Raw genomic sequence first — 12,662 nt, forward strand, 5'->3', positions numbered from 1 at the left:
GCGTGTCGACAGCGCGCGCTCCCGACGCTAGGTACCCGCAACCCCTTGACTCAAGGGGGCTTCCAAAGCCACAAACACGTCGCCTTGTTGCGACATTCCCTCAGCGGCCGCAGGCAATGACGCCTGCGGCTTCCATTCCCGGGTGAGGTTTTGCATGCGGATTCTGCGTCGTCTGCTCCTGGTTGTTGCGATTCTCGGACTGGGCCTCTTTGGCGCGGCCTGGTGGCTGTTGCGCGGCAGCCTGCCGCAGCTGGACGGGGAGATCACCGCGCCGCTAAAGGCAGCGGTCACGGTCGAACGGGATGCACTCGGGTCGGCGACGATCGCTGCTGCCAACCGGTCTGACCTGGCCTGGTCGCTGGGCTATGTGCACGCGCAGGAGCGCTACTTCCAGATGGACCTTTTGCGCCGCGCGGCCGCCGGCGAGCTCTCCGCGCTGCTCGGCGGCGCCCTGCTCGACGTCGATCGCGCGCGACGGCCACACCGTTTCCGCGTGCGCGCCGGTGAGGCACTGGCGGCAATGGCGCCGGAACAGCGGCAACTCATCGACACCTATCGGGATGGGGTCAATGCCGGGCTGGCCGCCCTGTCCGTGCGCCCCTGGGAATATCTGTTGTTGCGCGAAACGCCGGCGCCGTGGCGCAGTGAAGACACGGCACTGGTGATCTACGCCATGTTCTTCGATCTCAACAGCGACGGTGCGAACGAGCGCGAGTTGCACCTGGCGCAGATGAAATCGAGCTTGCCGGAGGCCGTGTTCCGCTTCCTGGTGCAGCCGGGCAGCGAGTGGGACGCCCCGCTACGCGGTGAACCGTTCGCGGCGACGCAGCCGCCGGACGCCAGCGTGCTGGATTTTTCCAACATCGCCGATGGAAAGAACAATGCCGCGCCGACCCTGGCGACACTCGCCCCGGAAGATCTCGGGCACAAACCCGGCAGCAACAATTTCGCCGTCGGCGGCGCGCTGACGACCACTGGCGCGGCGCTCGTGGCCGACGACATGCATCTGACCCTGCGCGTTCCCAACATCTGGTATCGCGCCAACCTGAAGTATCCGGATCCGGCCGACGCCAGCAGAACGATCGAACTGCACGGCGTCTCGCTGCCCGGCACACCGGCGGTACTGGCCGGATCCAACGGCCATATCGCCTGGGGCTACACCAACAGTTACGGTGACTGGACCGACTGGGTGCGCGTCCAGCGTGATCCAGCCAATCCCTCGCGCTATCGCGTGCCAGAGGGCTGGGACACCATCGCCGTCGACGAGGAGGTCATTGCCATCAAGGGCAGCGGCAGCGAAACGGTACGCGTTGAGAACACGCGCTGGGGTCCGATCCTGGCCAAGGACACCGACGGCACGCCGCTGGCACTGGCCTGGACCGCGCATCAACCGCGCGTGCTGAACCTGGAACTGCTAGAACTGGAACGAACCCGCGATGCCGCCAGCGCGCTGGCGCTGGCGCCACGCATGGGCATGCCGGTGCAGAACTTCGTGGTCGGCGACCGCGACGGCCATATCGGGTGGACCCTGACCGGCAACGGCATTCCGCGTCGCAAGGGTTTCGATCCGCAGCTGCCCGCCGACTGGAGCCAGCCGGGCACCGGATGGGTCGGATGGCTGGAACCGACGGAATTCCCGCAGATTCTCGACCCGCCGGAGCACCGCCTGTGGACGGCCAACGCGCGCACGATCGACAGCGACTGGCTCGCCATCGTCGGCGACGGTGGCTACGACCTGGGCGCGCGGTCGCGCCAGATCCGTGACGGACTGCGCGCGCAGAATTCTTTTACACCGGCCGACCTGCTCGCCATCCAGCTGGACAACCGCGCCCTGTTCCTTGAGCGCTGGCGCGAGCTGCTGCAAAAGTCCCTGGAAACCTCGACGCACCCCAAGGCCGCCGCGCTCAAGGCGCAGCTCGCCCGCTGGGATGGTGAAGCCGGGAAAACATCGAGTGCCTACGGGCTGGTCCGCCAGTTCCGCAAGAATGTCATTGCCACCACCCTGGCACCGTTCCAGCTGATGGTGACGCGCCACCACCCGGGTTTCGAGATGCCTTCCGCACAAGGGTACGAAGCGGCAGTGTGGAAATTGCTGGAGGAGCGGCCGCGCCATCTGCTCGACCCGCGCCACGCCGATTGGGACGCCCTGCTGCAGGCCAGCGTAACGCAGCTGGCCGAGGCCCAGGCACAACCGCGCAATGACCCGTCCAAACCCTGGGGCGACAACAACCGCGCTGCCATCCGGCACCCGTTGTCGAGCGCACTGCCCGGCTTTCTGGCACGCCACCTCGACATGCCGATGCAGCCCTTGTCCGGCGACCACAACATGCCGCACGTGCAGACACCGTCATTTGGTGCATCGGAACGGTTCGCGATTTCGCCGGGGCATGAAAAGGACGCGTATCTGATGATGCCGGGCGGTCAGAGCAGCCACCCGTTGTCGCCCTTTCACGGCGCGGGTCACTCGGACTGGGTGGAAGGCCGGCCGACGCCCCTGCTGCCGGGACCGACGCACTATCGCCTCATGCTGACGCCATCGACGTAAGCGCTGTCGGTGACGCAGCAGGCCTGGTTACCGCGGAGTCGCGTCACGAAGGGAACCGGATCCGGTTCCCTCCGTGACAGCCGTGGACGATGGCTTAGTTGGCGGGAGCTTCTTCGAAGTTGTCGGCGAAGATCGCGTCGACAACCGCTACCTGCGGGACCAGCGTTTCGGCGCTGTACGCCGCAGGCTCGCCCTGCTCGGCCACGTGCAGGTCGAAGTTGGCGGCCGTCGGGGCGGAATCAGCTTCGAACGAGAACGTGAACATCGTGCCCCAGTTGAGCGGGTTGAGCACCGGCGGGACCTGCGCGATCGGCGTGGGGTTTTCCGGCGCCGTCCAGGTGATGCGACCGTCGGCCACTTCGGCAGTCCAGTCGTTGGCGGTATCCACGTCACCATCGTCGAAGCGGAGGTTCGTCGCGGTGACGTTTTCCATCAGCGGCAGCGAGAAGGCGTCAAATCCGAAATTGTGGATCACGCGATACCGCTTGGATTCATCCGCATCGTCCGAGTAAGCAGGCGTCCCCTGGGTGAGGCCGCGGGAGTAGTCGAAATTCGCCACCGCGTAGTCGTAGCGCCAGCGGCCATTCGGCAGCGCGGTGACTTTCACGGCCACGCGGGTGTGACCGCCCTCGCCCGCCACTTCCACATTGCGCTGGCTGTCACTGGAGACGCTCGGATCGACCCAGCGGTTGATCGCCGGGCCCAGGCGCAGCGGCGACAGGTTGGCCACATTCCACTGGCTGCCGTAGGTGAACGACACCGGGCGGGTCGCCATGGTGTTGTAGATGTTGATGTCGTCGCGAACGATGTACCAGGACTCGAACAGGTAGGAAGCCGACGGATCGAGCTTGGATTCCTTCACGATCAGGCGCTGGCTGTACGCCGTGTTGCCCGGCGCATCTTCCGCGCCGTCGCAGTTGCGGTCGTAGATGGAGCCGCAGCGTCCCCACAGTGACTTGGACGGGATGATCTCGCTGCGCGGGCCCAGGTCGCCGCTGCTGTCGTTGTTGCCGGTGCCGTAGGTGTCGCCGCAGGACCGGCCCAGCACGTGGCTGCCGTTGGAGCGGTCGCAATCGGCACCGGTATTGACGGTAAGAAAGGCATGCTTCACGCCGGACCGGCCGATCTGCTGGATGCGGCCGTCGCTGTCGATGCGATACAGGTTCCAGATCAGGTAGGGATGCTGGTCGTTGTCGTAGGGCGCCTGGATACCGGTGAATTTCTCGTGCCAGGCGACATCGGCGGTATACAACGCCGCACTCTTGCCGAGTGGGTCGCCGGGGATCGTCTCGGCCGAAGTGCCGTTGTTGACGTTGTTCTTCAGCGTGGACGACGGAGTGAACACGATGTTGCCGTCGGTATTCGTGTTCGGGCCATCGCAGGTGCAGCCGGAGGTGCAGCCGAGCTGGTTGGTGCAGCGTGAATACTGTGCCGAGAAGGTCTGCATGAAGACGTCGGCCTGGTACTGCCCCGTGCCCGGCGCCGGCACGTCCTTGCCCGGCCAGTTGGGATTGCCAGCATCGCGCAGCGTCAGGCGCTGGCCGTCGGCACCGACGACATTCAGATTCATGCGCAGCTGGGCGATTTCCAGATCCGCCAGCGCGCGGTCGCCCAGGCGGGCGGCGAGATCCGGATGAATGCGCAGATCCATCGTGCGGATTTCCAGGCGGGCGCCCTTGTCGGCGAGCTTGTACATCAGGCGATCGAGGTAGAACCAGGTCTTGCCGTCGGCGCCGACCAGGTCCAGCTCCTGCAGGCTGCCCTTGCGCGGACGCAGGCTGGCGTCAACGAGGGAGATCTGGCCATCCGGGAGATTCAGCCGGAAGCCGCCACGCAGCGTCAGGGTGCCGTCGACAAAGTGTTCAAAGTTGTAGCGGTCGACCTTGAACCGGACGCCGCCGAGATCGCGAATGGGTACCGCGATGAATCCCTTGCGATCCGGATCGCTGGTCTGGAAGCCAGCTTCCAGCGTGACGCCGGCATCGCGCAGGAGATCTTCGTTCCAGATGAAACCCAGCTCACCGCCGAATGCAGTCCAGACACCCGTTTCGGGCGAGCTGGCGGGCGGGGTGGTCTGCGCCAGGAGCGGTGCCCATGGCAAAGAAAGCAAAAGTGATAACGCAGCAATCCGTAAACGCGGTGCAAGCATGCGGAAAAACCCCCTTGATAATGCGGTGCAAAAAACCGGGCTCGCCCGGTTCCTCGGGAAATCGACTCTGCAACAACCTGTGCTTCGCGCAACCGCCCTGCGCGTCGGCCCGGTTGACACCGAGAGACGCCGATTGCCACTGCACCAAACTTCACGAAATAACACCGACGCCCGTCACAAAGCAATGGCCGGTCCGGCCACCCGTCGCGCAAAATGGAACGTCTGACAACCTGTTGCGTTTACTCAAAATCGTCCGCAAAAAGCGCGTCAGGCACTCCCGGGGCCGGTCCCGGCACGACGGCGGAATGCGCCACGGGCGTTCCGGCCTGGGCAATGTGCAGGCCCACGCCGGTGTCAGCCGGACCGGTATTGGCGATAAACGAGAAACGGAACAAAACCCCCCAGTCCAGCGAGTGACTGACCGGAGGCGTCATTGGCGGCGGCGAGGGATTGGCCGGCGCACTCCAGCGGACCTCGAAGCTGGCCGCCGTGGAGGTCCAGTCGTTGGCGGGATCGGTGTCGCCATCGGAAAAGCTGATGGCGGTCGGCACCACACCGGCCGGCAGGGAAACCGCAAAGGCGTCGTAGCCGAAGTTGTGAACCACACGCAGGCGCATGGCTGGATCAGCGTCGTCCACATGGCCGGGCGTGCCCGTGGTGACGGCACGGGCAAAATCCAGGTTCATGACAGCGTAGTCGTAGCGCCATTGCCCACCGCCCAGGCTCGTGACCTTCGCGGCAATCCGGCTGCGTCCTTCGGCCGTCGCGATGGCGACATTGCGCAGGTTGGGACCCGCGGCGGACGGATCGACCCAGCGGTTGATGGCCGGCCCGAGCCGGTAATTGGAACCGTTGACGACCGACCAGGGCCCGGGCGGATTCCATTGGAAGAACACCGGCGTCGAACCCATGGTGTTTTCCACGTCCACGTCATCGCGGACGAGGTACCACGACTCCAGGAAGAACAAGGCACCCGCCGTGGCCGCGCCGGAACACTGCGACTCCCTCACCGTCAGCCGGTAGGCTGGGGACGGATTTGATGGCGCGTTGTTCACATTGTCGCAATCCGGATCATCCGTGGCGCCGCAACGCCCCCACAGCACCTGCGCCGGGACAATTTCGCTGCGCGGCGACAGCGCATAGGGGTAGTCATTGTTGCTGACGGAATAGGTGTCGTTGCAGCCCCGGTTGAGAATGTGATTGTCGGTGCCGCCCTCCAGGCAGCCGCTGTTGACCGTGAAGAAGGCGTGCTTGGTGCCGGAGCGGCCGATCTGGTCAATCCGGCCGGCAGCATCGACGCGGTAGAGGTTCCAGATCAGTAGCGGGTGCTGGTCGTTGTCGTAGGGCGCGAAGCTGCCGGAAAACTCCGCGTACCAGGGAATGTCGGCGGCATACAGGGCCTGGCTGGTGCCGTCCGGATCGCCCGATACCGTGGGCAGAAAGGCCCCGTCATTGACGTTGTTGCGCAGGCTTGAGGACGGCGTCACCACGACGGTGCCATCGTTCTCGCCGTCAGGTCCGTCGCAGAGGCCATGGCATTGGCGGTATTGGCCCAGCACGGCCGTCATGAAGACATCCGCCTGGTACACATTGCCGCCCGGCGCCGGCGTTCCCGGCCATTTCGGCTCGCCCGCGGGAACTGCCCAGTCCGACGCGTCGACGCCCTCCACGGCGACGTCCAGCCGAGCATCGGCGACCGACCACCCCGCCACGAAGGGCCGTCCCAGCCGCCGCGCCAGCGCGTCGCTTATCCGCACATCCATCGTGCTGGCACGCAAGCGGCGTCCGGCATCAGTGAGGCCCTGCATAAGATTGTCCACGTAGAACCAGACGATGCCGTCTGCATCCACCAGCATCAGCGACGGCGCACTGGCAGCGCGCGGCCGGATAACGATGTTCGACAGAACCAGCTGCGTATCGGGTAGCGCCAGCACGAGGCTGCCCTGGAAGCGCAGCTCGCCGTCGAGAAAGCCGCTGACCTGCCGCCGCACGACCGTGAACCGAAGGTTACCCCCGTCGGCGAGATCCAAGGCCACGAAGCCTTGCGCATCGGCGACACGCACCGGGCGCGTGCTGATGGCGCGGACGCCCAGCTCCGCCATCAGCTCCCGATTCCATAGCAGCGACACCGTGCCGCCGCGGGCGCTGGCGAGGGTCGCCGGCACGGCCGGGGGATCGGCCCCGGGCGTCGATGCCCACGAGTCAAGCGCAAGCAGGCAGAGCAGGATGAATCCTGCACCTGCCCTGCTTCGCCATCGGATACCCATTGCCGGACATCCACCGCTGACTGACACGCCGCCAGCCTAGCAACGCAGCGACGCAGGCTCAATTCACGTGCCGAGGAATCGGCGCGTGGGTGTCGGCCTCTACCGGCTGGCCGTCGGCGTCGTCGCGGTACCCGTATCGATCAGCTCGGGCGGTGACTTGCCGTAGCTGGGGTTGTTCCAGAGGTTGTACAGGTACTGGCCCCGGGAGACGTCCTGCGGACCGGTGTTGATGGGCGGCCGCGTATAGGGCGTCGTCGAGCACATGGTGTTTTCGGCAGGGATCGCGTTGGCGACCGAGAAATCCCTCAGGAATTCAATGTATTCGCGGCTGGAAGTCTGGTAGTGCAGTTCCGCCGTCGCCGTGAACGGCCCCACCGCGCCAGCGGGCAGGGCGACGGCATACTCGGTCACGTCGTAGTTCACCAGGCGCCCCGGCGATCCCTGGGCCGGGTAGGTGTAACCCACCGGCCGGGTTTCCAGGTCGTTGCCGCCCGAGAAGCCCAGCGGCGGGATGCGGTTGTCCTTGGCGATGCAGTTGTCCAGGACGAAATGGAATTCGCGCGCACCACCGGCATTGCTGTGCTTGCAGGTCTGCGTGGCGTTGTCCCAGATACCGTGGATCGCCTCGTAGACCTTGGTTTGTGCGTCCGTGGTCAAGGTCGCTGTTGCGGGGTCGTAGGCACCTTTCTCGAACACGGTCGCGCCGTTGGTGTCGGCCACCTTTACGTGCAGCCACATCCGGCGCCCTTCCGAGTACCCCGTCGGCAGCTTGTGCCCGCTGAGATTGGTCACCTTGACGCGAAGACCCAGGCTGCCGGCGATGGACGCCGTGGGCGCCACATAGCTGGTGACGGTCGTATCGACCTGCGCACTGGACTGCAACAGGGCGCGGGCCCAGCCGATGGTGCGATCGAAATCCGCGCCGCGATTGAGGCCGGGATACTGCCCCTTGAGGAGGCCGGGTACCCAGGTGTTGCCGCCGACGAACTGGTGCGTGGCCAGATTGCCGGTGCGCGTGCCGGGCGGATCGTAGATACAGGCACGGGCTGCCGCGTCGGTGCTGTTGGGCATGTGGCAATGCTGGCAATTCTGTGCGCGGTGGATCTGCGGCAACTCCGTCGGAGTACCGCCGAAATTGTCGCGGAACAGCAGGTCGGAGAAATCACTCTGCTGCCATTCGCGGTAGGTCCGTTCCAGCGGAAATGCAAGTCCGGTGTCGGTGCCATCGGCCGTACGCAGGGTACGCAGCGGACCGTTGCTGCTGTCGGGGCTGCTGACGTTGTGGCAGATCCCGCAGATTTCGCTCGACTGGTGATACGACGAATAGGCCCACTCGTGCGGCGGCCCTTCGCCATCGGCGTAGGTGTACGGGCCGCGACGGCATGGACCGTCGACACCGCCATTGCAGTTGCTGTCGTCCACCCAGGCATTGCCGTTGTTGGTGTAGCCGGGCTGATTGGCCGGCCCGTTCGGCATCAGGCGATGGCAGAAGTGACACGAAGTGCCGCCGTAGTCATTCCCGGAAAAGTCGGCGTCGTCGTGGTCGCCGAGCAGGAGGCAACCGTTGCCGCCAGAGCGGCCGCCCACGGTGGAGGGCTTCACGCGCCCTTCCAGGAAGGCTCCGGGTGCGTGACAGCGCAAGCAATATTCACCGACATTGGGAAAGCCATTGGCGGCGCCGTCCGCATTGGCAACATCCAGCGCCGCCCAGAACACCGGGTCACGCGTGGCATTGGCCATCATCGAGCCGGGCCAGGTGCCGCCGGGCGTATTGCTGAAATCAGCGGCCTGGGAACCGCGATGGCACCCAATGCAGGTGCCCGAACCGTACAGCTCGTGCGTCAAGGGCGGCTGGGTACCGTTGGGGGTGTAGTCCGTCGTGCCCAGCACTTTCCACCAGGCGCCGATATCGGCGTGGGCCGATCCACACAGCGCCAGGAACATCACCATCGCCATCACTCGATACAGACGCACCCTCGTCCCCCTGCTTGATGCCGCGCGACCGCAGCCGGTCGCCTGCGGTCCTGTGCTGATAAGTACGCCAGCGCACCCATGCGCCGGCATTAATTCCGGTCCCGGCGTTGTCCTGCCCAGCTCCGGGACAATAGCCCCGATGCCGCGTGACGGACAACCGAAGCCGACAACCCGCGTCAATCGGCTGCCGGCCGGTGCCGCACCGGCAACGCGTCCCGGTAGGTTTCTGGCCGTCGACGTGGTGGCTGGACCGGAAGTACCGGCACCAGTGTCGCCACGGCCCAGCGCGCGGCACCGCTACCGACCGTCGCGGTCCCGTCCGTTGGAGGGCGGTCGGATACCAACGTAAAGGACAGGCTCTTACCCCAGTCCAGATCCGCCGTGCTGGTCTGCCAGACCGCCGCGGCCGGCTCACGCGACGCCGACCACTGGCCCGGTTCGCCGGCAACCGGCAGGAATCCCATCGCGCTGATGAAGGCCTGCGGATCCGTGGCGACCGCCAGTCGATCCAACCCCCGCATCGCTGTCACGCGCAGATTGGGCTCGGTGCCTTCGGTGGTTGCGCTCGCGAAATCCAGATTGAACAACACGTAGTCATAGCGATAGCGGCCATCCTGCCGGACAACGCGAACGGCGAGCTCGGCACGACCGAGCGGCGTCAGTATGGGCGAGGTCATCGACCAGCCGTCGGGTGACGCCAGGTTGCGCCAGCGATGCACCATCGCACCGTTGGTGAAATCGGTAACGTCGAATCGCCAGGCATAGGCATGCGGATCAGCGCCCTGCCCCGGTCGCTTCTGCGGACGTACCTCCATCAGGCCCATGGTGTTCCACGGATCGATGTCGTCACGCACGACGTACCAGTACTCGACGAACCAGCGTGCGCCCGGGTGCCTTGCCGGATCGATTTCCGCCTCGCGCACGGCTAGATGCTTGAGCGGGCTGTAGGCATCGTCGGGCACGATCTCGGCATCGCCGCCATCACGCTGGCCATCGCAATTGGCGTCGTACAACGAGCCGCAGCGCCCCCAGCGGGCGGTGAAGGGAATGATCTCGGCACGCGGCGCCAATCCGCGCGAATAATCATTGCTGAAGCCCCCGTAGGTGTCTTCGCATCCCGGATACAGGGCTTCGTCTTCCTGGCAACCGCAGGCGCCGTTGATCGTATGAAACGCATGCTTGGCCGCCGACGCCCCGACCTGCTGCAAGCGCCCATCCGGGCCCAGGCGATACAGGTTCCACACCAGGAAGGGGTGCTGGTCGTTACCATAGGGCGCCGATGGGGGCGAGAATTTCGGATGCCAGGCCACCGTGGCCGTGCCGGTATTGCGCAGGCTCGCATCCGGCGCGAGAACGACCGTGCCGTCGGTACTGTCGGCGGTGCACGGCAACGTATGGCCGCCCTGCCCGTCCGGGCGCCCGCAGCGATACACGTTGACGCCATCCGGTTCGGATTCGTCCCAGTTGGTGGCCAGGCGGATCATCTGCACGTCTGCAAACGCCGTCGAGGATGGCCATACGGCCTGGCAGACGCCGCCGGAGGCACCCGTCGAATCGCGTCGCGCCGGTTCACTTTTCCGGGTTTCCACCTGTGCACCACCGACCAGCTGCCCCGTCAGCTCGGCATTCCCCAGCCGCTTCGCCAGCGCAGGACCGATCCGCAGGTCCAGGTGGCGCAGCGACAGCACATTCCCGGGCCCGAGGAAGTGATGCACGTGGTCGAGGGTGAACCAGGCCTGCCCCGACGCATCGGCCAACTCCAGCGCAGCACGTCCGCCCGGCCGACGGCGAATCTGGAAGCGGCGAAGGTCAAGCGACCCGTCACGCCATTGCAGAACGAACCCGCCCTGGTGGTGAACCTGGCTTTCCTCCAGCGCACTGAACACGCCGCGCTGCTGGCGATAGGCGAACCCGGTCTGCGCATCCACGGCAAAGCGCAGGGTGATGTAATCGCCAGCGTCGGGCGAATGGCGCTGCGCGGGCTCCACGCCGGCAATACGAAGGCCCAGCGGCGTCAGCGCCCCCTGATTGAGCCACAGCGTGGTCTGCCCCCCACGCGAATACCAGACCTGCGGCGCCGCCGACTGAGGTGATGCATCGGTCGCCTCGATTGAACCGGCAAATACCAACGCCACGCCTGTCAGGAAGGCCCGCAGCCCGCAGTTGATCATCCGATTGCGCCCGGAGCCAGCAGTCGCTCGGCGATCCGCAGATACAGCGACGGCAACCGTTCCAGATCCGCCAGGTCGACGTGTTCGTCGAGCTTGTGGATCGTGGCATTTACCGGCCCGACTTCCACCACTTCCGCACCCAGCGGCGCGATGAAGCGGCCGTCGGAGGTGCCACCGCCCGTGCTCGGGTTGGTCTGCAGGCCGCAGACGTCGGCGATGGCCGCCGTCACGGCGCTGCGCAGCGCCCCCTCGCGGGTGAGGAAGGGTTCGCCGGAAAGATCCCAGCGCAGATCAAATCGCAGCTCATGCCCGCGCAGCACGCTCTCCACCGCCGCCTTCAACTCTTCGGCCGTGCTTTCGGTGCAGTAGCGGAAATTGAAGACCGCGTCGAGCGAACCGGGAACGACGTTGTTCGCGCCGGTACCCGAGCCGATGTTGGACACCTGGAAGGAGGTCGGCGGGAATTCGCTGTTGCCCGAGTCCCAGCGTGTCGCTGCCAGCTGCGCCAGGGCGGGCGCGAAGCGGTGGATCGGATTGTCGGCTTTCTCCGGATACGCCACGTGCCCCTGGACGCCATGGACGGTCAGGTAGCCCGAGAGCGAACCGCGGCGGCCGACGCGGATCACGTCGCCGAGCTGCGCGGTCGACGAGGGCTCGCCGACGACACACCAGTGGATGGGCTGGCCGCGATCCCGGAACGTCTGCGCCACCCGGCGGATACCATCTTTCGCCGCACCTTCCTCATCGCTGGTGAGCAGCAGTGCGATGGTACCGGCGTGCTGCGGGTGCGCTGCCACGAACTGCTCCAGGGCCAGCACCATCGCCGCGACAGAACCTTTCATGTCCGCGGCGCCGCGGCCGTAGAGCTTTCCGTCGCGAATCACGGGTACGAAGGGCTCGCTGGCCCACTGCGACGGCGGGCCGCTGGGCACGACATCCGTGTGTCCCAGGAAAGCCAGCACCGGCGCCCCGGTGCCATGCGTGACCCAGATGTTGTCCACTTCGCCAAAACGCAGGTTTTCCACCTGGAAACCCGCCTGCGCCAGGCGCCCGCCGATCAGCTCCTGGCACCCGGCGTCATCCGGCGTCACGGAAGCCCGGCGGATCAGTTCACTGGTTAATTCACGTATTGCTGACATGATGTCCTGCCGCCGCTCCGGCGGGCTGCCCGGAAAGTTACGTCGCCTTGGCGACGAAACGCTGCGCGAATTGCTTGTCGTTGAAACCCACGCTCACTTCGCCCGCGTCCGTCACGACCACCGGCCGGCGCACCAGCGCCGGGTACTCCTTGATCAGAAGCGTCCACTCGGGTGCAGATGCCGGCGACTTGCGTGCTTCCGGCAGGCCGCGCCAGGTGGTGGAGGCCCGGTTCACCAGTTTCTCCCAGCCGCCAACGGCCATGGCCCACTGCTTGAGCGTCTCGGCCGGCACGCGGTGGTCGCGGTAATCGATGAACTCGTGCGCGAGCTGGTGGCGCGACAGCCAGTTGCGCGTCTTTTTACAGGTATCGCATTTTTCCAGACCGTAAACTTTCACGTGAGCTTCCTGGACTATCG

Annotated in this window: 7 protein-coding genes; 1 reads left to right on the forward strand and 6 read right to left on the reverse strand. The window is 65.8% G+C overall.

The window, feature by feature from the left end:
- Positions 1 to 154: 154 nt before the first annotated feature.
- A complete protein-coding gene (locus N4264_RS18770) occupies positions 155 to 2,545 on the forward strand; it encodes a penicillin acylase family protein (protein WP_261693763.1) in 2,391 nt (796 codons plus the stop codon).
- A gap of 94 nt (positions 2,546 to 2,639) precedes the next feature.
- Here N4264_RS18770 and N4264_RS18775 read toward each other — a convergent pair whose 3' ends face one another.
- The 6 genes from N4264_RS18775 to N4264_RS18800 form a co-directional block, all read right to left on the reverse strand.
- The gene (locus N4264_RS18775) at positions 2,640 to 4,694 is read right to left on the reverse strand and encodes a hypothetical protein (RefSeq protein WP_261693764.1); all 2,055 of its coding nucleotides are present in this window, start codon (positions 4,692 to 4,694) and stop codon (positions 2,640 to 2,642) included.
- Positions 4,695 to 4,933: 239 nt separating this feature from the next.
- Positions 4,934 to 6,859: a hypothetical protein gene (locus tag N4264_RS18780; protein ID WP_261693765.1), complete on the reverse strand. Its 1,926-nt coding sequence runs from the start codon at positions 6,857 to 6,859 to the stop codon at positions 4,934 to 4,936.
- 201 nt (positions 6,860 to 7,060) lie between these two features.
- The gene (locus N4264_RS18785) at positions 7,061 to 8,935 is read right to left on the reverse strand and encodes a hypothetical protein (protein WP_261693766.1); all 1,875 of its coding nucleotides are present in this window, start codon (positions 8,933 to 8,935) and stop codon (positions 7,061 to 7,063) included.
- Positions 8,936 to 9,111: 176 nt separating this feature from the next.
- Complete coding sequence (locus tag N4264_RS18790) at positions 9,112 to 11,106, reverse strand: hypothetical protein (protein ID WP_261693767.1); 1,995 nt, start codon at positions 11,104 to 11,106, stop codon at positions 9,112 to 9,114.
- A complete protein-coding gene (dapE, locus tag N4264_RS18795; protein ID WP_261693768.1) occupies positions 11,103 to 12,245 on the reverse strand; it encodes a succinyl-diaminopimelate desuccinylase in 1,143 nt (380 codons plus the stop codon). The genes N4264_RS18790 and dapE overlap by 4 nt, the downstream gene beginning before the upstream one ends.
- A 37-nt stretch (positions 12,246 to 12,282) precedes the next feature.
- Entirely contained in the window at positions 12,283 to 12,642 is a 360-nt protein-coding gene (locus N4264_RS18800; protein ID WP_261693769.1) for a Spx/MgsR family RNA polymerase-binding regulatory protein, read from the reverse strand.
- Positions 12,643 to 12,662 lie beyond the last annotated feature (20 nt).

The organism is Tahibacter amnicola (assembly GCF_025398735.1).
Classification (GTDB): domain Bacteria; phylum Pseudomonadota; class Gammaproteobacteria; order Xanthomonadales; family Rhodanobacteraceae; genus Tahibacter; species Tahibacter amnicola.